This window comes from Gandjariella thermophila (assembly GCF_005405885.1).
GTDB lineage: Bacteria > Actinomycetota > Actinomycetes > Mycobacteriales > Pseudonocardiaceae > Gandjariella > Gandjariella thermophila.
Genome location: NZ_BJFL01000038.1, coordinates 11,720 through 33,090, shown reverse-complemented (window position 1 = coordinate 33,090; position 21,371 = coordinate 11,720). Strand labels below are relative to the sequence as shown.

Below are 21,371 nucleotides of genomic sequence, written 5' to 3'. Positions count from 1 at the left end.
GAACCGACCCTAATTCTTGCCCAGGCCAACGTTAAGTGTCGATCAAGACGTCTTGTTGGGCAGTGACTCAGCGCACACCATGAGCTTCCCACCCGCAGCAACCAAGGGGGGACGCCATGGGACCGTGGAGCTTGGCGGGTATCGAGGTCACCATCGGCTACGTCGTGGCACTGGCGGCCGCCGCGCTGTGGGCGCGGCTGGTGATGCGCCGGCCCGCCCCGCGGCACCGGGACCACTCGGCCGCACCCCTGAGCGTCACCGAACTGGCCTACCTGGCCGACGGGCCCCGGCGGGTGGTGCACGCCGCGGTCACCCGGCTGCTCGGCACGGGCGCACTGCGCATCGACCGGGACGGCACGCTGCGGGCCACCGGCGACGGCGAGCCGGGCACGGCGGGGCAACCCGACCCGGTGGAGGGCGCCGTGCTCGCCGCGGTCGGCGCCGGCGCGCCAATCGGCACGCTGGCCGGACGGGTCGCCGGGGACCCGGCGGTGCGGGCGATCAGCATCCGGCTGGCCGAGCTTGACCTGCTCAGCGCCGCCCAGGCGAGCCGGGCCCGGCAGCGGGTGGCGCTGCTGCCGCTGATCGGGCTGGCCCTGCTCGGCGCACTGCGGTGTGCGCAGCTCGCCTGGACGGGGCAGCCCATGCTGGGCGTCACCGTCCTGCTCGCGCTCACCGGCGCCGTGCTGGCCGCCATCCCCCCGGCCGCGGCCGGGCGCCGCACCGCCCTCGGTGAGGAGGTGCTGCGCCAGGCGCGGCGGCGGTCGGCCGAGCGCGGCACCCCGCACCCGGAGGAGTCGGTGGCGCTGCACGGGCTGCTCGGCCATCCTGACCCGCGGCTGCGGGCACTGCTCTGCGGTGCGCCGGAGCGCGCCGAGGAGACCAGCGGTGCGCACCACCCCGGCCGGTGAGGTCAACGGGCCGACCCGCGCCGCCTCCCGCACCATGGGTTGATGGGCCAGTCGGCCGCCACCGTCACGACGGCGATCGGGGTTTTCGCCAGCACCAACGTGGACCTCTTCGCCCTGCTGGTGGTGCTCTTCCTCGGTGCCCGCAACGGCGGCCCGCGCGGCTGGCAGGTCGTGCTCGGCCAGTACCTGGGTTTCGCCGCGGTGGTGGCGGCGAGCGCGGCGCTGGCCGCGGGTCTCGCGGCGGTGCCCGAGACCTGGATCGGTCTGCTCGGGTTGTTCCCGCTCGGTCTCGGAGTGCGCGGGCTGGTGCGGGCCGCCCGGGGCAGCGATGGCACGCCGGAGGTACGCCGCGGCCGGCTCAGCACGGCGACGGCGGCAGCGCTGTGCATCTCCGTCGGCGGCGACAACCTGTCCGTGTACGTGGTGCTGTTCCGCACGCAGAGCCCGGTTCAGTCGGCGCTTACCGTTGCGGTGTTCCTGGTGCTCCTGGCGGTGTGGTGCACCGCGGCCCGGCTGGTGGCCACGCACAAGTCGGTGCTGGCCGTGCTGACCCGGGTGAGCCCGTGGCTGGTGCCGGCGGCGCTGGTGAGCATCGGCGCGGTGATCCTGGTCCGCACCGGGCTGCTGGTCCGGCTGGCCCGCCTGGCGTTCTGACCGCGCGCTCAGCCGCCCGGCTCGCCCCAGCCCCCGCCGCCTGGCGTCTCGATCCGCACCCGCTCGCCGCGGCGCAGCGACCACGTTCCCTTGCTGGGCAGTTCCTCCTCGGTGCCGTCGGCGCGCACCAGCACGTTGCGGCCCACCGCGCCGGGCCGCCCGCCGCCGAGACCCCACGGGGCGTGCGCGCGCCGCTCGGACTGCACGGTGAGCGTGCAGTCGGCGAGCGCCTCGATCTCCCGCACCAGGCCGTCGCCACCGGGGTGCCGGCCGGCCCCGCCGGAACCCGGCCGCAACTCGTAGCGCCACACCCGGAGCGGGTAGTCCAGCTCGACGGCCTCCGCCGGGGTGTTCTGCGTGTTGGTCATCCCGGTGTGCACACCGGACATGCCGGGGCGGGCGGGCGTGCCACCCTCGCCGCCGCCGAGCGTCTCGTAGTAGCTGAACGGCACTGCCCCGCCGCCGGCGCCGATCAGCAGATTGTTCATGGTGCCCTGGCTGGCCGCCGGTACCCGCTCCGGGATGGCCCGGGCGAACGCGCCGAGCAGCACGTCCACGATCCGCTGGCTGGTCTCCACGTTTCCCGCGGCGGTGGGCGCGGGGAACGTGGCGTGCACGACGCTGCCCTCCGGCGCGCGCACGTGCAGCGCGCGGTAGCAGCCGGCGTTCGGCGGCGCGTCCGGGTCGGTGAGCATGCGGAACACGAACATCGCCGAGGACAGCGTCACCGCGAACACCGCGTTGCAGTTCACCGGCACCTGCGGGTCGGTGCCGGCGAAGTCGACGGTCACCTCGGCGCCGGCCACGGTGACCTCGGCGCGGATGGTCACCCCTTCGCCGATCTCCAGCACGTCCTGGTACGCGTAGCGGCCGTCCGGGATGCCGGTCACCGCGGCGCGTACCCGGCGGTCGGAGTAGTCGCACACCGCGGCCATCACCTCGGGCAGCCGCGCCGCGCCGATCCGGCCGGCCAGCTCCCGCAGCCGGCGGGCGCCGACGTGGTTGGCGGCGAACTGGGCGCGCAGGTCCCCGCGCCGCTCGGCCGGGGTGCGGGAGTTGGCCGCGACGAACCGCACCACGTCCGCGCGCTCGCCGTCGGTGTCGGCGATCAGGATGGGTGGGATGCGCACGCCCTCCATGGCGATGTCGGTGGCGCTGGCCGGCATCGACCCGGGCGCGGCGCCGGCCACGTCGGCGTGGTGCGCCCGGTTGGCCACGTAGCCGAGCAGTCGGCTGTCGTCGCCGCCGACCGCGGCGACGATGGTCAGGTCCGGCAGGTGGGTGCCGCCCATGTATGGGTCGTTGACGCACACCTGGTCGCCGGGGCGCAACTCGCCGTATGCGTCCAGCACGGCGCGGACGCTGGCCGGCATCGCGCCGAGGTGCACCGGGATGTGCTCGGCCTGGGCCACCATCTCCCCGTCCCGGTCGAACACCGCGGCCGAGCAGTCGGCCCGCTCCTTGATGTTCGGCGAGTACGCGGCGCGGCGCAGCGCCACACCCATCTCGTCGGCCACCCCGGCCAGGGCGTGCCGGAACACCTCCAGCTCCACCGCGGACAGTTCAGGCATCGAGACGCACCACCAGGTTCCCGGCGTCGTCCACCACGGCGATCTCGTCGGGGGCGAGCAGCGTGGTGGTATCGGACTGCTCCACCAGGGCCGGCCCGGTGACCGTGTCGCCCGTGTCCAGCCCGGCGCGGGAGACGACCCGTGCCTTAACCGTATCCCCGGCCACGCCGATCTCCCGGGACGCCTCGGGCACGGGTTGGCCCTGGTCCCACGCGCTGGGCGGGGCGGAGAGGATCGGTTCGCCCTGGGCCACCACACGCAGCGTCACCACCCTGACGGGCTCGCCCGCCATGGCGTAGCCGTACGCCTCGCGGTGCGCGCGGTGCAGCAGTTCGGCGATATCCACCCCCGGCTCGACGTCGACCCGCAGCTCGTGGGACTGCCCGGCGTAGCGGACGTCGGCGACCCGGGACAGGGTGATCTCCCCGCCCACGCCCTGCCCGGCCAGTTCCTCGCGGGCCTCGCGTTCCAGATCGGCCCACGCGGCGTCCAGGTCGGCGCCGGCGTCGGCCATCAAAGTGCGGGACGCCTCGTAGCGGGCCGGGGCGAGCAGCAGGCCGAGCGCGCTCAGCACCCCGGGAGCCGGTGGCACCACCACCGCGGCGCAGCCCAGTTCCCGGGCCAGCGCGGTGGCGTGCAGCGGGCCGGCGCCGCCGTAGGCCACCAGCGCCAGCCCGGCCGGGTCGACGCCGCGTTCGGTGCTCACCCGGCGCAACGCGCGGGCCATGGTGGCCCGCACCACGGCGAGCACTCCGTGCGCCCCGCCGGCCGCCTCGGGCAGCCGGTCCAGCGCGCGGGCGGCGGCGTTGACGTCCAGTCGCAATCCCCCGCCGAGTTCCCGCCCGGGCGCGAGATGGCCGAGCAGGCAGTGCGCGTCGGTGACCGTCGGCTCGGTGCCGCCGCGGCCGTAGCAGGCCGGGCCGGGTTCGGCGCCGGCCGAGTGCGGGCCGACCCGCAGCGCTCCGCCGGCGTCCACCCAGACGATTGACCCGCCGCCGGCGCCGACGGTGTGGATGCCCACCGCCGGGGTGCGGAACGGCAGCCCGGCGATCTCCGATGCGGTGGACACCTCCGGTGCGCCGCCGCGGACCAGGCACACGTCGGTGGAGGTGCCGCCCATGTCGAAGGCGATGGCGTCGGCGAACCCGGCGGAGCGGGCCACCGCACCGGCGGCGACCACCCCGGCGGCCGGACCGGACAGCAGCGTGTGCACCGGGGCGGAGGCGGCGAACTCGAGGCCGGCGGTGCCGCCGCTGGAGGTCATCACGGTGATCGTCGGGTCGGGCAGCCGCGCGGACAGGTTGGACAGGTAGCGCCGCATCACCGGTTCCACCGCGGCGTTGAGCACGCAGGTGGACGCCCGTTCGAACTCCCGGAACTCCGGCAGCAGCGCGCTGGCCCGGCTGATCGGCACGCCCAGCCGGGCCAGGGCGTCGGCCAGCCGCCGCTCGTGCTCGTCCCCGGCGTAGCAGAACAGCAGGCTGATCGCGATCGACTCCGGGTCCAGCCGGTCGACCTCGCCCACCACCCGATCGATCTCCTCGCCGGTGAGTTCGACGACCGGCCGCCCATCCGGGCCGGTGCGCTCGGCGACGGTCACCACCCGGTCGTGCGGTACCAGCGGCTCGGGGCGGACCACGGACAGGTCGTACAGCGCGGGCCGGTCCTGCCGGGCGATCTGCAGCACGTCCGCGAAGCCCTCGGTGGTGACCAGTACGGTGCGCGCGATCTTGCGTTCCAGGACCGCGTTGGTGGCCGTGGTGGTGCCGTGCGGCAGCAGCCGCGGCGGCGCGCCCGGCCAGCCCTCCTCGACGCCGTGCGCCACTCCCTCGGCCTGGTCGCCCGGCGTGGTCGGCACCTTCACCGCGCGCGGGCGGTGCCCCTCGGCGTGCACGACCACATCGGTGAACGTGCCGCCGACGTCGACGCCGGCGCAGGCCTGGGACCGCTCGGCCATGTCCGCCTCACCCCTTGCGCGTCGCACCCCGACGGTATCGCCGGTGCCGCCCGCGCGCCGACCGAAGATCCGACCGAAGCGGCCGATGCCGGCCCTGGTCTCGTCGTGTGTCGTGGGACCGAAAAGCACCCCTATCGGCGGTCACACCGTATGTGCGTCGTGACGACGTCGTGACGACGGCGGTGAAAATCTTCGTTTCCGTCCGGGCTGAAAGGCCACGACGAAAGGAAAAGCATGAGCGCGAAGAGCATGGTAAAGCGGATGGGTGTCGCCGTTCTCGCGGCCGCCGCGCTGACCGCGTCGGGCGCGGCCGTCGCCGCCGCCCAGGGATCGCAGCGGCCCGCGGTCCACGTGCCGGTGCACCTTCCCGCCCACCATCCGGCCATCAACGGCACCTTCTACGACCCCGCCACCGGTCAGTACTACGTGTACGACCCGATGAGCGGTCATTACTACCCCTACGTGCCGCACACCGGGCAGCTCCGCCCGACGCACGCCCGGCCGCACCGGCCCGCCACCGGAAGCCAGCAGCAGACCAAGCCGCAGACCAGGCCGCACCGTCCGGTACACGCAAGCTCCGAGGGCACCGTGCCGCACCGGCCCGCGCAGGGGACCTCGGCACAGTCCGCGCCGCAGCGTCCGGCCGCGGTAGCTCCCCAGCACGCCCGTGACCTGCGCCCGCACCACGTGGTGTACCTGCCGCCAGTGGTGAACCCGCTGGACTCGGCGCCGGTGCAGTGGCAGGAGTCCGAGCCGATCGTGTGGCCCCCGGTCGCGCTCGGCCCGTGGACCGTCAGGCCGGGCACCGCCTCCGACGCTGGGTGAGGAACCAACCCGGGATGGGGAACTGAACTCACCCGAAGGCCGCGAGTATTCGAATGCTTGACCGGCCCGGTCGGCAGCCGGGGATTCCGCCTCGGCTGCCGATTTCCGGCCGACCATTCGCCCGATCAGGTCGGCGACGTCACGCGACGTCGCCGATGTTCCGGCGGGTTATTCGTCGGCGGGTTCTTCCGCGGATCGTTTCTCGGCGACCCATGCGGCGATCTGCGCGCGCGAGTTGAACTCCAGCTTCACCAGGATGTGCTCGACGTGCGCCTCGGCGGTCCGGGGCGAGATGACCAGCCGGGACGCGATCTCCCGGTTGCTCAGCCCCTCGGCGACAAGCTCGGCGATCTGCCGTTCCCGCCGGGTCAGCGGCATCCCCTGGTGCCCGGTCGGCGGCGCGGACGGGCGGCTCGGTGCCGCGCCGCCCAACGCGAGATCGATCGCCGCCTCGGCGGGCATGGTGTAGCCCTTCTGGAAGGCGGTGTCGAACCGCTCGTCGCCGAGGTCGGCGCGGGCCATCCGCAGGTGGTCGTTGTGCGGGGCCTCGAAGGTGACGTAACACCCCGGCGAGGCACCGACCTGCCGCCACAGCGCGGCGGCCGCGCCGAACAGGGTGGCCGCCCGCTCCGGGTCGCCGCGCCGCTGCAGCACCCACGCGAGGGTGTCCACGGAGAAGGCGAGGGCGAGCTTGTTGTCCAGTTGCCACTGCAGCCGGATGGCCTCCCGCGCGGCCGGCTCGGCCACGTCGAGCGCGTCGTACAGCACCTCGATATGCGCGATCGCCCACAGTGCGTAGGAGCGCCAGTAGCCCTCACCCAGTTCCTCGGTGGTCGACACGCAGTCCCGCAGCACGTCCAGCGCCCGCTGCCGGTCACCCCGCATGCCCAGCGTGATGCCCAGGCTGAACTGCCCGAACAGCTGGCCCCGGCGGACTCCGGCGGCGTGGAACCGGGGCAGCGCATCGCTGAGCAACTCGACGGCGGTGTCGAGCTGTCCGATGAACAGCGCGCCCATCCCCCACGCGTGCGTGACGTAGGCGGCCTCGGCCGCGTCGCCGACCTGCTCGGCCAGCTCGCCGGCCTGGCCCAGCCGAGTCATGCCCACCTCGACATCCCCCTGAAGGAGCGCGAACCAGCCGCTCAGGCGCATCGCCCCGGCGCGCTCCGGGCTCGGTTCCGGTGCCACCTGCAGCGCGTTGTCCAGCCAGTGCCGCGCCTCGGCGAGTTGGCCGCGGATCGCCCAGTAGTCGTCCAGTTGGGTGGCCATCCGCAACCCGGTGGCCGCCTCCCCGCGCTCGGTGGCGCAGTAGTCGAGGGCGACCCGGAGGTTGGCGTGCTCCCGGCGGAGCCGTTCCACCCAGCGCACCTGGTCGGGGCCGGGCCACTCCGTGTCCCAACGCTGCGTCAGCCGCGCGTACCAGTCCTGGTGCCGGCGCCGTACCGCCTCGCGCTCCCCCGCGGCGGCCAGCCGCTCCTGGCCGTACTCGCGGATGGTCTCCAGCAGCCGGTAGCGCACCGTGCGGTCGGTGTCCTCACGGAGCAGCACCGACTTGTCGACCAGCGCGCCGATCGCCGGCAGTACGTCCTCCGGCGCGAGGTCGTCACCGGAGCAGACGTGCTCGGCGGCGTCCAGGTCGAAGCTGCCGGAGAACACCGAGGACCGCCGCCACACCAGCTGTTCCCGCTCGGTGCACAGGTCGTAGCTCCAGTCGATCAGGGCCTGCAGGGTGCGCTGGCGAGTGGGTGCGGTGCGCATGCCCGCGGTGAGCAACCGGTAGCGGGCGCCGAGTCGTTCCTCGATCTGCTCCAGGGAGAGGGAGAGCAGCCGCCGCGCGGCCAGCTCGATCGCCAGCGGGATGCCGTCCAGGCGGCGGCACAGTCGGCCCAGCACGGCACAGTTGTCCGCGGACACGGTGAAGGCGGGATGCACGGCCACCGCCCGATCCACGAACAGGTCCACCGACTCGTAGTTGCCGAGCGACTCCGGGGTGAGCGGAGCATCCGGGTCGGGCACTGGCAGCGGCGGAACGGTGAGCACGCGCTCGCCGCTCACCTGCAGCGACTGCCGGCTGGTGGCCAGCACCCGAAGCTCGGGGCAGTTGCGGACCAGCGTGTCCACGAACGCCGCGCACGTCTCCACCAGGTGCTCGCAGTTGTCCAGTACGAGCAGCACCCGGCGGCAGTGGAGGTGATCGATGACGGTGTCGGCCGGGGCGCGGGCGGACTGGTCGCGCAGGCCCAGCCGCTCGGCGACGAGGTTGGCCAGCAGCGCCGGGTCGTGCAGTTCAGCCAGCTCGACCAGGCACACCCCGTCCGGGAAGGCACGGCGCAGCCTGGCCGCGACCCGCAGGGCGAGCCGCGTCTTTCCCACGCCGCCGGGTCCGGTCAGGGTGAGCAGGCGACACCCGGTCAATGCCTGCCGGACCTGGTCGATCTCCCGCCGCCGGCCGACGAAACTGGTCGTGTCGGCTGGAAGGCCCGTGACGTGTTGCCGGGCACGCTCGAGTGTGCCGCGCATCACGCGCAAGACTAGCCCATTAGGGCGAATCAGAGTGACCGTTTCGGCCGGTTTTTGCGGCGTCCGATCGGCGGGTGGTCAGCGCCGGGCGGCCGCGCGGGCCTGGTCGGGTGTGCCGGCGGCCAGCGCGGCGCGCGCGAACCGCCGGCACTCCGCGCGGTCCACCTCCGCCAGCGCGGCGCTAACCCCGCCCAGCGCCGTCGCGTTCATGGACAGGCTGGTCACGCCCAGCCCGACCAGCGCCCGGGCGAGCAGTGGGTCCGCGGCCGCCTCGCCGCACACGCCCACCGGGACGCCGCGCGCGGCGCCCGCCTCGGCGACCGCCGCGATCAGCCGCAGCAGCGCCGGCTGCCACGGGTCGTTCAGCCCGGCGACCGCGCCGAGTTGCCGGTCCGCGGCGAACAGGTACTGGGCCAGGTCGTTGGTGCCCAGCGACACGAAGTCCACGGCGTCCATCACCTCCGCGGCGACCAGCGCGACGGCCGGGACCTCGATCATCACCCCGACCCGTGGGATACCGGCGGCCCTGGCCCGCTCGGCGAACCAGACGGCCTCGGCGGCGGTGGCCACCATCGGCGCCATCACCGACACCTCCGCGCCGGTGTCCGAGGCGGCCGCGGCGATGGCGGCGAGCTGGCGGTCCAGCAGCTCGGGCCGGTCGAAGGCGACCCGCAGCCCGCGCACGCCGAGCGCCGGGTTGGGTTCGGCGTCCAGTCCAAGGAACGGCAGCGGCTTGTCCGCGCCGGCGTCCAGCGTGCGCACCACCACCGACCGGCCGCGAAACGGGGCGAGCACCGCGGCGTACGCGGCGCGCTGCTCGGCCACGGTGGGTTCGCGGGTCGCGGCAAGGTAGCAGAACTCGGTGCGGAACAGACCCACGCCCTCGGCGCCGGCGGCGACCGCGGCCTCGGCGTCGGCGGCGCTGCCGACGTTGCCCAGCAGCCGCACGCGGTGGCCGTCCCGCAGGGTGCCCCGCCACGGTGCACGCCCCTTCCCGTCCGCCCGGTGGGCGAGCACCTGGGGCGTGTCCAGCACCCGGACCGTCCCGGTGTCGCCGTCCACCGCCAGGCCGGGCACCGTGTCCCGGTCGAGATCGAGCAGCCCGCGGCAGGCGACCACGGCGGGGATGCCCAGCGCCCTGGCCAGGATCGCGGTGTGGCTGGTGGGACCGCCCTCGGCGGTGACCAGCGCGAGCACCTTGGCCGGGTCCAGGCCGGCGGTGTCCGCGGGGGCCAGGTCGCGGGCGGCTAACACGCTGGGCGTGCGCAGCGCGGGCACGCCCGGTTCGGCCACGCCGAGCAGTTCGGCGACCAGCCGGTCCCGCACGTCGTGCAGGTCGCGGACGCGTTCGGCGAGGTAGCCGCCGGCGGCCTCGAGGGAGGCGGCGAATCCGGCCGCCGCCTCGTGCACCGCGCGCGCCGCTGGCCAGGACCGCGCGGTGACCCAGCGCTCGGCCTGGCCGAGCAGGCTGCGATCCTCGGCCATCGCCGCGGTGGTCTGCAGGATCGCCCTGGCCTCGCCCTCGGCCCGCTCGGCCCGCGCCCGCAGCCGCGCGGCGACCCTGTCGGCGGCGGGGCGGATCCGGGCGGCCTCGGCGGCGGGGTCCTCCGGAGCGGGGCCGGTCGGCGGCTCGCCGAGCGGGTCGGCCACCCACACCACCGGGCCGGACGCACGCCCGGGGCTGACCGGCACCCCGGTGAGCGGGGCCGAACCGGGCCGCACCGGGCGCCCGGTCGCGTTGTCGTCGCTGGTCCCGACGGTGAGGGGAGAGGATTCGCTGCTGGTCATCCCGGACCTCCAAGGCTCGGCACTGCAGTAACCAGGTCTTGACATTAGGGCAACACCGTGCAAACTCAAATAACACCGGGCATCGAATCGGAGGACATCGGGCAATGTACGCCGCGGAACGCCAGCAGTTGCTCGTGCAGCGGGCTCGCCGGGACGGGCGGATCGACGTCTCGGAGATCTCCGCCGAGCTGGACGTGGCGCCGGAGACCATCCGGCGCGACCTGTCCGCCCTGGAACGCCGTGGCCTGGTCCGCCGGGTCTATGGCGGAGCCATCGCGGTGGAACGGCTGGACTTCGAGCCGGGCGTGGCCCAGCGCGACCAGACGCACGCCGCGGAGAAGGACCGCATCGCCCGGGCCGCCCTCGACCTGCTGCCCGACCGCGGCACCGTGCTGCTGGACGCCGGTACCACCACCGGGCGGCTGGCCAGCCTGCTGCCACCGGAACGGGAACTGGTCGTGGTGACCAACTCGCTGCCCGTCGCCACCACCCTGGCCGCCCGGGGCAACATCGAGCTGCACCTGCTCGGCGGGCGGGTCCGGCCGACCACCCTGGCCGCGGTCGAGTCCTGGGCGCTGCAGGTGCTGGACGGGCTCACCGTGGACGTCGCCTTCCTCGGCACCAACGGGTTCTCCGCGGACAAGGGGTGCACCACCCCGGACCCGGCGGAGTCCGCGGTGAAGTCGGCGATGGTGCGGGCCGCCCGCAACCGGGTGCTTCTGGCCGACCACAGCAAGTACGGCAACGACCTGTTCAGCCGGTTCGCCAGGATCGCCGACCTGGACGTGATCGTCACCGACGACGCGCTCAACCCGGCCGCCGTCGAGGAACTGTCCGCGAACGGCACCAGCGTGGTGACCGCATGATCGTCACGGTCACGCCCAACCCGAGCCTGGACCGCACGGCCGTGCTCGACGAGCTGGTGCCCGGCGCCGTGCTGCGCGCCGAGCGGGTGCACGTCGATCCGGGCGGCAAGGGCGTCAACGTGGCCAGGGTGCTCGCCGCGGCCGACCGGCACACCACGGCGTTACTGCCGTGCGGCGGCGTGGCGGGCGGCCAGCTCGCCGAGCTGCTCGCCCCGGAGGGTGTGCCGGTGGTGGTCGTGCCGATCAGCCGGTCCACCCGGAGCAACCTCACCATCGTCGACCGGCACGGGGTGACCACGAAGATCAACGAACCCGGACCGGAGCTGGCGCCCGCCGAGCTGGAGGCCGTCCGGCAGCGGGTCGCCGAGCTGGCCGAGCGTGCCGAGTGGGTGGTCTGCTGCGGCAGTCTGCCGCTGGACGCGCCGGACGACCTGCACGCCCAGTTCGTCGAGGTCGGCCGGAAGGCGGGGGCGCGTGTCGCGGTGGACACCTCGGGCCCGGCGCTGGCCGCCGCCTGCGCCGCCACGCCCGAGCTGGTGAAACCGAACCTCGCCGAGCTGACCGAGCTGGCCGGCCGGCCCCTCCCCCGGCTTGGCGACGTGCTGGCCGCCGCCCGCGAGCTGCGTGACGCGGGCGTCGGCGCGGTGCTGACCAGCCTCGGCCGCGACGGCGCACTGCTGGTCGACCACACCGGCGCCTGGCATGCGATGGGGCCGGAGGTGCCGGTGGCCAGCACGGTCGGTGCGGGAGACGCCGCCCTGGCCGGATTCCTCCTGGCCGGCGCCAGCGGGCCGACCGCCCTGCGCACCGGCGTCGCGTACGGCACCGCCGCGGTCCGCCTACCGGGCAGCCGCATGCCACGCCGGGACGAGGTCGACGTGGCCGCCGTACGCCTGATCGAGCCGAACGAGTCCCTGATCCTCACCGGAGTAGACCCATGAGCGACGACCTGATCACCGTCGACCTGGTCGATCTCGACCTCGCCGCGAGCAACCGGCGGGACGCCGTCCGATCACTCGGCGAGCGGCTGGCCAAGCAGGGCCGGGTCACCGACCTGGAAACCTTCCTCGCCGACGTGGAGGCGCGCGAGCAGCAGATGGCCACCGGCCTGGACGGCGGCATCGGCATCCCGCACTGCCGCTCCGCCGCCGTCACCGCGCCCAGCCTGGCCTTCGGCCGCAGCGCCGAGGGCGTCGACTTCGGCGCGCCGGACGGCCCGGCCCGGCTGATCTTCCTGATCGCCGCGCCCGAGCACGGCGACACCGCGCACATGACCGTGCTCGCCGCGCTGGCTCGCCGGCTGGTCCGCCGGGACTTCACGGACACCCTGCTCACCGCCGACGACCCCGCTGCCGTTGCCCAGTACATCCACGAGGAGGTGGCGTCCTGATGCGCCTGACACGCCGTCGCACCCAGATTGCCCCCTGCGCGCGCCGGGGCCGCCAGGCCGCGCGCGACCGCGCGACAAGGGAGGTGGCCCCGTCATGAAGTTCGTCGCGATCACCGCCTGCCCCACCGGAATCGCGCACACCTACCTGGCGGCCGAGTCGCTCGAGCAGGCCGCCAGGGCCGCCGGTGACGAGATCACCGTGGAGACGCAGGGCTCGGCCGGCTCCACCCCGCTGTCCGCCGAGGACATCGCCGCCGCGGACGCGGTCATCCTGGCCGCCGACGTCGGCGTGCAGGGCAGGGAGCGCTTCGCCGGCAAGGCCGTCGTGGAGGCCACCGTCAAGCAGGCGATCAACGACACCGGCGCGCTGCTGCGGCGGGCGCGGGAGGCCGCCGCGGCGCACGAGCGCACCGGGGCACCGGATCCCACCGCGGCCGGGCCCGACCTGTCCAGCAAGGTCACCCAGGGCGCCGGGTTCGGCACCCAGCTCCGCCAGTGGCTGATGACCGGGGTCAGTTACGTGATCCCGTTCGTCGCGGCCGGTGGCCTGCTCATCGCGCTCAGCTTCGCGCTGGGCGGCTACCAGGTGACCGACGCGCCGAAGGCGACCGAGCACTTCGACCCGGCCAGCCTGATGAGCTGGGCCGCGCTGAGCCTGCAGATCGGCAAGGCCTCGTTCAGCTTCCTGGTCCCGGTGCTGGCCGGGTTCATCGGGTTCGCCATGGCCGACCGGCCGGCCATCGCACCCGGGTTCGTCGGCGGGGCCGCGGCGGTGGCGGTCGGCGCCGGCTTCCTCGGCGGCCTCGTCGCCGGTCTGCTCGCCGGCGCGGTGGTCGCCGCCCTGCGGAAGATCAACGTTCCGCGGGCCGTGGCCGGGATCATGCCCGTGGTGGTGCTGCCACTGCTCGGCTCCGCGGTGGTGGGCGTGCTGATGTTCATCGTGGTCGGGGCTCCGATCGCGGCTGCGACCAACGCCCTGACCGCCTGGCTGGGTGGTCTCAGCGGGGCGAACGCCGCCCTGCTCGGCGCCCTGCTCGGCGCGATGATCGCCTTCGACATGGGCGGCCCGGTGAACAAGGTTGCCTACACCTTCGCCGTCGGCGGGTTGACCACCGGCGCGACCACCTCGCTGGAGATCATGGCCGCGGTGATGGCCGCGGGCATGGTGCCGCCGCTGGCCCTGGCGCTGGCCGCGACCGTGCGCAGGAGTCTGTTCACGCCCGCGGAGCGGGAGAACGCCCGGGCCGCGTGGCTGCTTGGCGCGTCGTTCATCACCGAGGGCGCGATCCCGTTCGCCGCGGGCGACCCGCTGCGGGTCATCCCGTCCATCATGTTCGGCTCGGCGGTCACCGGCGCCCTGTCGGTGCTCGCCGGCGCCACGCTGCGCGCCCCGCACGGGGGAGTGTTCGTGTTGCCGCTGACCGGCCACCCGCTGCCCTACCTGATCGTCATCGTGGTCGGCACGGTGGTCACCGCCGGTGTCGTGTTGCTGGCCAAGCAGATCGGGCAGGGCAGCCGGCAGCGCGCCGCCGCCCCCGACGCCGCGACCGAGGCCGTACCCGCCACCACCCGCTGACCCGCCGCCGCGCCGGCGGCCACCGAGAGGAGCCGTGACATGTACCGACGCCGCGTCGTCGTCGCCAGCACGGTGGGCCTGCACGCCCGGCCCGCCGGCCTGATCGCCAAGGCGGCCGCCGAGCAGCCGGCGACCGTGCGCATCGCCAGGGTCGTCGACGGCCGGGCCGGTGACGAGGTCGACGCGTCCAGCGTGCTGGGGCTGATGACGCTCGGCGCGCGGCACGGGGACGAGGTGGAGTTGTCCGCGGCGGGCGCCGGCGCCGAGCCGTCGGTGGACGCGCTGGCCGTGCTGGTCGGCACCGACCTGGACGCGGAGCAGCCCGCCCGGGCCGCCGGCCACTGAGGCAACCGACCGGATGCGGCGGGGGCGCGTCGGCCACCCCCGCCGCATCCGGTCGGGCCGGGCACGGGCAACGCGATACAGTTTTGTATCGGCGTTGCATCATTGTGAGGACAGTTGGTCATGGGAGCGCCTCGGGAAGCCGGACGGCAGGCCGGGTCCGCCGAGCACGGCGGACGCGCGGCCAGGGAGCCGGCCACCGAGCGGCCACGGCCGGTGATCAACCGCCGCCGCGAGGTCGGCGGTGGCAGCGCCCGCTCGCTGCTGATGACCATCCTCGGCGAGTTCGTCCTGCCCCGCGGCGAACCGGTGTGGACGGCCACCCTGGTCAACGCGCTCGCCCTGTTCGGCGTGGAGGAGAAGTCGGCGCGGCAGGCGGTCGCACGGACCTCCGCCGAGGGCTGGCTCGCCGCGGAGCGGCTCGGCCGGCGGGTGCGCTGGCACCTCACCCCACCCGCGCGCCGGCTGCTGGTCGAGGGTGCCGAGCGGATCTACGGGTTCGGCAGCGGGAACCGGGACTGGGACGGCCGGTGGCTAGTGGTGCTGGTGTCCGTGCCGGAGACCATGCGCGACCTGCGGCACCGGCTGCGTACCCGGCTGAGCTGGGCCGGATTCGGCTCCCCCGCGCCGGGGGTGTGGATCGCGCCGCGGGCCGACGCGGAGGCCGACGCCAAGCTGGTGCTGGACGAGCTGTCCCTGTCCGAGTCGGCCATGTCGTTCGTAGCCAGCTACGGCGCGCTCGGCCGGGAGCAGGACATGGTGGCCGCCGCGTGGCACCTGGACGACGTGGCGCGGCGCTACGACGAGTTCATCGAGGAGTTCGGCCGGCTGCGCCCGCGCACCCCGGACGACGTGCTGCGCGCGCAGACCCGGCTGGTGCACGAGTGGCGCCGGTTCCCATTCCTCGACCCGCAACTGCCCGCCGAACTGCTGCCCGCCCGGTGGAGCGGGACCAAGGCGACGGCGCTGTTCAACGACCGGCACGTGCGCTGGCGGGACGGCGCGCGGCGCCGGTGGGACGAGCTGGCCGAGGCCGCCGGCTGACCGCCTTCCGGCCCGGCGGTCAGTGCCTGTTGCTGAACGCGCGCCGCGATCGTGTCGCCGGGCTCGCAGTGACCGGGCACACCCCTGCTTGTCCTGGTGGCTCGCCCGCCCCCACGATCGCAGGGGCTTCGCCCCGGCGCGTTCCCCGAAGTCAGTCCAGTTCCGGAACAGGCTGTCAGATGTCCAGGCCGGGGAAGACCTTCGCCGCGTTGCCGGACAGAACCCCGCGCAGCACATCCGGTGGCAGGCCGATGCCGGCCAGCGCGGCGGCGTTGCGACCCGGCCCCGGCACACCGGGCCAGTCCGTGCCGAAGATCCACCTGGTGGCGAGCCGGGTCAGGTCGAACCGGGCGTAGTACTCGGGCAGCTTCTTCGGTGGCAGCCCGGCGAGGTCCAGCCACACGTTCGGCTTGGCCAGCGCGAGGAACGCCGCCACGTCGTACCACCAGCCGCGTCCCCCGTGCGCGAAGACGAAGTCGACCTGCGGGAAGTCCTCGACGACGGGCACCCACAGCTCCGGGTTGCCGAACGCGGACCGGGCCCCGGGGAAGCTGGACGTGCCGGAGTGCAGGATCACCGGGACGCCCCGCTCCGCGCACACCTGGTACGCCGGGTACAGCTCGCGGTCGTCCGGCCGGAACCCGGCGTGTACCGGGTGCAGCTTCAACGCCACCGCGCCGAGGTCGAGCTGCCGCTCCACCTCGGCGGCCAGCGGGTGGTGCAGGTGCGGGTTGACGTTGGCCACCAACCGGAACCGGGTCGGGTTGTGCTCGACGATCGGCAGGTTGTCCTCGATGGGCTGGATGCCGGTCGCCCGCGGGCTGTACTCGCAGAACAGCAGCGCCCGGTCCACGCCCTCGGCGGCCAGCAGCGCGTCCAGCCGCTCCGGGACGGGGTCACCGTCGGCGTCGTAGGCGGAGCGCCAGTCGTGCGGGCCGGAGAACTGCTGCGCCCACTCATACCAGGCCGGTTTGACGGTGGCGAGCCGGGGCGCGTGCACATGCGCGTCAACGAGCGCCTCTCCGTCGAGCATCGGACCCTTCCTCGTCGCCTGGTTGCTTCATAATCCGCTGCCGGCAGCGGTGTCCAGCGGAGCAGGTGTGAGGTCGGCCGCCTCATCGGTCCGGGTACGGAGGGTGTCCCGCACCAGTTCGCGCAGCACGTTCCTGCGGACCTTGCCGGTCGCGGTCTTCGGCAGCTCGGCCACGGTCACCACGGCGCGCGGGCGTTTGAACGCCGCCAGCCCGGTGCGGCACCAGGCGACCAACTCGTCGGCGTCCACCCCGCTCCCCTCGGCGGGCACCACGCAGGCGACCGGCTTGTCCAGGCCGTCGTCGTCCGGGGCGGCCACCACGGCGACCTCGGCGACCGCCGGGTGCTCCAGCAGCCGGTGCTCCACCTCACCGGGGGACACCCAGATCCCGCCGGCCTTGAGCATGTCGTTGCTGCGGCCCAGGCAGCGGTAGCTGCCGTCACCGGTCCGCACGTAGGTGTCGCCGGTGCGCAGCCACTCGCCGAGGAACACCCGGCGGGTGGTGTCGGTGCGGCACCAGTAGCCGGTGGCGATGGACGGCCCGCGCAGGTAGAGGTCCCCCGGCCGGTCGGCCTCGGCGATGACCGCACCGTGCTCGTCGCGCAGTTCGACGTCGTAGCCGGGCACCGGGATGCCGGAGGAGCCGGGGTGGACCCGGCCGGGCCGGTTGGACAGGAAGATGTGCAGCGCCTCGGTGGAGCCGAGACCGTCGAGGATCTCCACCCCGAACCGGCGCAGGAACCGTTCGAACAGCACCTCGGGCAGCGCCTCGCCGGCGGAGACGCCCTGCCGGACGGAGGCGAACGTGTCGTCCGGGATGTCGCTGGCCAGCAGCGCGGCGTAGAAGGTGGGCACGCCGAAGAACAGCGTCGGCCGCTGCGCCCGGACCCGCTCGGCGATCAGTGCCGGGGTCGGCCGCTCCGGCTCGAGCACCGCGGTGGCGCCGGCGGCCAGCGGGAAGAACGCCGAGTTACCGATGCCGTAGGCGAAGAACAGCTTGGCCACCGACAGGCAGCGGTCGCCGGGCGCGACGCCGAGGACGCCGTGGCCGTAGCACTCGGCGACGCTGCGGATGCTGGCGTGCCGGTGCATCGCCGCCTTCGGCAGCCCTGTGGTGCCCGACGTGTACAGCCACAGCGCCGGGGAGTCCTCCCAGGTGTCGTACGGCTTGGCCGCGGGCTGCGCCGCACGCAGGTCGGCCCAGGAGTGCACGGCGATCCCCGGCCGGCCCAGCACGTCGGCCGCGCCGTCCAGCACCACGTCGGTGACCTCGGGTGCGGCACCCACCGCCGCCCGCGCGGCCGCGGCGAACCGCGCCGACACGCACAGCACCCGGGCGCGCGAGTCGGCCAGCACGCCAGCCAGTTCGGCGCCGGTGAACATGGTGGACACCGGCACCGGCACCGCACCGGCGTGCATCGCGCCGAGGATGCCGGCGAGCAGTTCCACGCCGTCGGCCATGCAGAACATGACCCGCTCCTCGGGCCGGACGCCGAGGGCGCGCAGGCCGGCGGCCACCCGGTGCACCTCGTCGGCGAGGTCGGCGTAGCTGAGGGTGCGCTCGCCGCACGTGACGGCGGGGCGAGCGCCCTCGCCGTCCCGCACGTGCCGGTCGATCAGGTAGTCCGCCGCGTTGAATGAGGTTGGCATGGCGTCACCTCAGGCAAGGTGGACGTATTGGTAGTCGAACGGCTTGCCGTTGATGCCGTTCCGCGGCGGCGCGACCCAGCTGGCGATCTTGCCGCGCTCGTAGACGGGGTGCATCAGCGACCGCACGAAGGTGAGGTCCTCGCTGGTGGGCAGCCAGTGGGACCGGCCGGCCTCCCAGGTCCGCTCGTCCACGATCGTGCCGTCCGGGGTGACGTGGAACCCGGCGCCGACCCCGACCCTGCGGTTGAAACCGGGGTGCGGCAGAGCGAACCGGAAATCGATGCCGTGCTCGGCGAGAATCTTGTTCCACCGCTTGACGCCGCTGGCGCAGTCGGCGATGTACTCCTGCCGCAGGTCGAGGTTGAGCGCCAGCAACGCGGGCAGCTCCTCCTGCTGCCAGGTGCCTTCGGCGGTCGGCTTGTCGAGCAGGACGCTGTCCTCGGTGAGCCGGTGGTCGTCCTTGCGCCGGGTCTCCTGCCAGCGGCCCTTCAACCCGGCGGTGTAGTAGTTCGCCGCGTTGGTGGAGGTCTCGCTGCCGAACAGGTCGAGGGAGACGCTGTAGTGGAAGTTCAGGTACTTCTGGATGATCTCCAGCGGAATACCGCCGTGCGGGCCGATGTCCAGCGTGTCGTGCTCCCGGATCAGCTCGGCGGAGCGCCGCACCACCCGGTCGACACCGGTGGTGCCGACGAACATGTGGTGCGCCTCCTCCTTGAGCATGAACTCGCAGGTGCGCGACAGCGGGTCGAACGCCGACTCCTTGAGCGTGCCCAGCTGGTACTTGCCGTCCCGGTCGGTGAAGTAGGTGAACATGTAGAACGCCAACCAGTCGGCGGTCTCCTCGTTGAACGCGCCGAGGATGCGCGGCGAGTCCGGGCTGCCGGAGTTGCGGTGCAGTAACGCCTCGGCCTCCTCGCGGCCCTCCCGGCCGAAGTAGGCGTGCAGCAGGTACACCATCGCCCACAGATGCCGGCCCTCCTCCACGTTGACCTGGAAGAGGTTGCGCAGGTCGTACAGGGACGGCGCGGTCAGCCCGAGCAGCCGCTGCTGCTCCACCGACGCCGGCTCGGTGTCGCCCTGCACCACGATCAGCCGCTGCAGGTCGGCCCGGTACTCGCCGGGCACCTGCTGCCACACCGGCTCACCCTGGTGCTCGCCGAAGGCGATGCGCCGATCCGGGTCCCGTTCGGCCAGGAAGATCCCCCACCGGTACTCCTCGGGCGCCACGTGTCCGAAGTGCGCCCAGCCGTCCCGGCCGACGGACACCGCGGTGCGCAGGTAGACGTCCTGGGTCTGCAGCGCCGGCCCCATCTCGGCCCACCAGTTCATGAACCGCGGCTGCCAGCCCTCCAGGGCGCGCTGCAGCCGGCGGTCCCCGGACAGGTCGACGTTGTTCGGGATCTTGTCCTGGTAGTTGATCGCGGTCGGCATCACTCACACCCGCTTCCGGTCGAACACGGCCTTCTGCCCGGTGCCGTAGCGGCGCAGCGCACCGTCCGGCCCGGCGGCGTTGGGCCGGTTGAAGATCCAGTTCTGCCACGCCGACAACCGTCCGAAGATCTTGGTCTCCATCGTTTCCGGCCCGACGAACCGAAGGTTGGCCTCCATCCCGGACAGCGCGTCCGGCGACAGCGCGGCCCGCCCCTCGACGACCAGGCGGATCTCGTCCTCCCAGTCGATGTCGTCCGGCGCGTCGGTGACCAAGCCCAGCTCGTTGGCCTCCGCCGGGGTCAGCGTCCGGCCCACCTCGCCGCGCAGCCAGGCCAGGTGCTCGTCCTCGCCGGAGAACCGGCAGGCCAGCCGGGACAGCCCGTTACCCATCGGGAAGGCGCCGAAGTTGGCCTCGGACAGGGTGATCGACGCGCGCTCGTCGCTGTCCTCGTCGTCGATCGGTGGACCGTCCAGGATGTACTGCCGGTCGCAGGCCAGCGCCAGTTCGAAAAGCATGCCCGCCGCGGCGGAGCCCGGTTCGATCAGCGCGACGAGGCTGCGGCTGGTCACGTCCAGCCGCTTCAGCGTGCGCTTGTAGTAGTGCAGGATCTCGCTCGCCAGCCAGTCCGTGCCGGCGCGGTCGGTGAGCAGCTTCTCGTAGCCGAGCGCGGTGTCCGGGTCGCCAACCGTGCGGATCACCCAGGTGCCCAGCGCCGGCTCGTTGGTGCGCAGCCGCAGGATCAGGTCGTCCAGCTCCCGGGTCATCGCCAGCGGCCAGAACGCCGCGCCACGGGCGTGCATGGCGTCGGGGCCGCTCGGTGCCGGCTCGTCGGGCACCCGCACGGTGATGGTCACCAGGCCGCGGGCCCGGTCGAACTCCGCGGCCACGTGGTCGTAGCTGATGGCGTGCTCGGTGACCGCGCGGCGCAACGGCGTCAGCTCGATCCCGGTGGCCCCGGCCGGCCGTGAGGAGTTCGCCGCGGCCTCGACCGCCCGCTGCCGCACCACCTCGTGGAACCGGCGCGGCGGCACCAGCTCGTCCACCAGCCGCCACTGCACGGCGGTGCGCCCGCGGATGCCGTCCGGGCGGGTGGCGAACACGTCGGCGCGGTCCCGGCGCACCCGGCGCTTGTCCACCACCCTGGTCAGCCCGCCGGTGCCCGGCAGCACGCCCAGTAACGGCACCTCCGGCAGCGCCACCGCCGAGGAGTTGTCGTCCACCAGCAGGATCCGCTCGCAGGCCAGCGCCAGCTCGTAGCCGCCGCCGGCACAGGAGCCGTTCACCGCGGCCAGGTAGGTCTGCCCGGAGTGCGCGGTGGCGTCCTCGATGGCGTTGCGGGTCTCGTTGGTGAACTTGCAGAAGTTCACCTTCCACTCGTGCGGCGAGCCGGCCAGCATCCGGATGTTCGCCCCCGCGCAGAACACCCGGTCCTTGCCAGAGGTCACCACCACGGCGCACACCTCAGGGTGTTCGAACCGCAGCCGCTGGGTGGCGTCGTAGAGCTCGATGTCCACGCCCAGGTCGTAGGAGTTCAGCTTCAGCTCGTACCCGGGGACCAGGCCGGCGGCCTCGTCCACGTCGAGCACCAGCCAGGCGATCTCGCCGTCGAGCCGCAGCCTCCAGTGCCGGTAGCCGTCCGGGTGCGCGTCGAACGACACCTGCGCGGCACCGCCCGGCCTGACCTCGGGCGCCGTCTCTCGGTCGGTGGCGACTGCCATGGTCGTCCTCCACCTCGTCGTGGCTGACCGGATCGACGCTCATCGTCGACATACTTCCATGGTCACGTCAAGGTTTTGTAGAAGATCGGCCGCG

General features: G+C 73.7%; 17 protein-coding genes. 9 read left to right on the top strand and 8 right to left on the bottom strand.

Going from position 1 to position 21,371, the window contains the following annotated elements; genetic code table 11:
• The first annotated feature begins 116 nt into the window (after nucleotides 1-116).
• Both FFT21_RS24325 and FFT21_RS24320 read left to right on the top strand, forming a co-directional pair.
• Nucleotides 117-911: a TIGR04222 domain-containing membrane protein gene (locus tag FFT21_RS24325; RefSeq protein ID WP_137816258.1), complete on the top strand. Its 795-nt coding sequence runs from the start codon at nucleotides 117-119 to the stop codon at nucleotides 909-911.
• Nucleotides 912-953: 42 nt separating this feature from the next.
• A complete protein-coding gene (locus tag FFT21_RS24320) occupies nucleotides 954-1,565 on the top strand; it encodes a cadmium resistance transporter (protein ID WP_137816257.1) in 612 nt (203 codons plus the stop codon).
• 8 nt (nucleotides 1,566-1,573) lie between these two features.
• On the opposite strand, the gene FFT21_RS24315 is transcribed toward FFT21_RS24320, so the two are convergent.
• Complete coding sequence (locus tag FFT21_RS24315; protein ID WP_137816256.1) at nucleotides 1,574-3,136, bottom strand: hydantoinase B/oxoprolinase family protein; 1,563 nt, start codon at nucleotides 3,134-3,136, stop codon at nucleotides 1,574-1,576.
• Nucleotides 3,129-5,093: a hydantoinase/oxoprolinase family protein gene (locus tag FFT21_RS24310; protein WP_137816255.1), complete on the bottom strand. Its 1,965-nt coding sequence runs from the start codon at nucleotides 5,091-5,093 to the stop codon at nucleotides 3,129-3,131. Before FFT21_RS24310 ends, FFT21_RS24315 begins: the two co-directional genes overlap by 8 nt.
• 234 nt (nucleotides 5,094-5,327) lie before the next feature.
• On the opposite strand from FFT21_RS24310, the gene FFT21_RS24305 reads away from it, so the two are divergent.
• Complete coding sequence (locus tag FFT21_RS24305; RefSeq protein WP_137816254.1) at nucleotides 5,328-5,918, top strand: hypothetical protein; 591 nt, start codon at nucleotides 5,328-5,330, stop codon at nucleotides 5,916-5,918.
• A gap of 168 nt (nucleotides 5,919-6,086) precedes the next feature.
• Here FFT21_RS24305 and FFT21_RS24300 read toward each other — a convergent pair whose 3' ends face one another.
• On the bottom strand, nucleotides 6,087-8,438 hold the full coding sequence (locus tag FFT21_RS24300) for an ATP-binding protein (protein ID WP_137816253.1): 2,352 nt from the start codon (nucleotides 8,436-8,438) through the stop codon (nucleotides 6,087-6,089).
• Nucleotides 8,439-8,516: 78 nt separating this feature from the next.
• Nucleotides 8,517-10,226, bottom strand: coding sequence for a phosphoenolpyruvate--protein phosphotransferase (gene ptsP / locus FFT21_RS24295; RefSeq protein WP_137816252.1), 1,710 nt, complete (start codon nucleotides 10,224-10,226; stop codon nucleotides 8,517-8,519).
• Nucleotides 10,227-10,330: 104 nt separating this feature from the next.
• On the opposite strand from ptsP, the gene FFT21_RS24290 reads away from it, so the two are divergent.
• From FFT21_RS24290 to FFT21_RS24265, 6 genes are all read left to right on the top strand, one after another.
• Entirely contained in the window at nucleotides 10,331-11,092 is a 762-nt protein-coding gene (locus FFT21_RS24290) for a DeoR/GlpR family DNA-binding transcription regulator (protein WP_137816251.1), read from the top strand.
• The gene (pfkB, locus tag FFT21_RS24285; RefSeq protein WP_137816250.1) at nucleotides 11,089-12,033 is read left to right on the top strand and encodes a 1-phosphofructokinase; all 945 of its coding nucleotides are present in this window, start codon (nucleotides 11,089-11,091) and stop codon (nucleotides 12,031-12,033) included. The genes FFT21_RS24290 and pfkB overlap by 4 nt, the downstream gene beginning before the upstream one ends.
• Entirely contained in the window at nucleotides 12,030-12,482 is a 453-nt protein-coding gene (locus tag FFT21_RS24280) for a PTS sugar transporter subunit IIA (RefSeq protein WP_137816249.1), read from the top strand. Before pfkB ends, FFT21_RS24280 begins: the two co-directional genes overlap by 4 nt.
• A 94-nt stretch (nucleotides 12,483-12,576) precedes the next feature.
• A complete protein-coding gene (locus FFT21_RS24275) occupies nucleotides 12,577-14,058 on the top strand; it encodes a PTS fructose transporter subunit IIC (RefSeq protein ID WP_137816248.1) in 1,482 nt (493 codons plus the stop codon).
• A 39-nt stretch (nucleotides 14,059-14,097) separates the two neighbouring features.
• Complete coding sequence (locus FFT21_RS24270; protein ID WP_137816247.1) at nucleotides 14,098-14,403, top strand: HPr family phosphocarrier protein; 306 nt, start codon at nucleotides 14,098-14,100, stop codon at nucleotides 14,401-14,403.
• 264 nt (nucleotides 14,404-14,667) lie between these two features.
• A complete protein-coding gene (locus FFT21_RS24265) occupies nucleotides 14,668-15,444 on the top strand; it encodes a PaaX family transcriptional regulator (RefSeq protein ID WP_264081675.1) in 777 nt (258 codons plus the stop codon).
• Nucleotides 15,445-15,619: 175 nt separating this feature from the next.
• Here the strand turns inward: FFT21_RS24265 and FFT21_RS24260 are convergent, their stop codons facing one another.
• From FFT21_RS24260 to boxC, 4 genes are read right to left on the bottom strand one after another with little or no spacing between them, the layout of a single operon-like run.
• Nucleotides 15,620-16,477 (bottom strand): amidohydrolase family protein, encoded by an 858-nt coding sequence (locus FFT21_RS24260; protein ID WP_137816245.1) that lies wholly within the window; start codon nucleotides 16,475-16,477, stop codon nucleotides 15,620-15,622.
• Nucleotides 16,478-16,504: 27 nt separating this feature from the next.
• Nucleotides 16,505-18,127 carry a benzoate-CoA ligase family protein gene (locus tag FFT21_RS24255; protein WP_137816244.1) on the bottom strand — a complete coding sequence of 541 codons (1,623 nt, stop codon included), beginning with the start codon at nucleotides 18,125-18,127 and terminating at the stop codon, nucleotides 16,505-16,507.
• A gap of 9 nt (nucleotides 18,128-18,136) precedes the next feature.
• Nucleotides 18,137-19,558 (bottom strand): benzoyl-CoA 2,3-epoxidase subunit BoxB, encoded by a 1,422-nt coding sequence (gene boxB / locus FFT21_RS24250; RefSeq protein WP_137816243.1) that lies wholly within the window; start codon nucleotides 19,556-19,558, stop codon nucleotides 18,137-18,139.
• A 3-nt stretch (nucleotides 19,559-19,561) separates the two neighbouring features.
• Entirely contained in the window at nucleotides 19,562-21,277 is a 1,716-nt protein-coding gene (gene boxC, locus FFT21_RS24245; RefSeq protein ID WP_137816242.1) for a 2,3-epoxybenzoyl-CoA dihydrolase, read from the bottom strand.
• Nucleotides 21,278-21,371 lie beyond the last annotated feature (94 nt).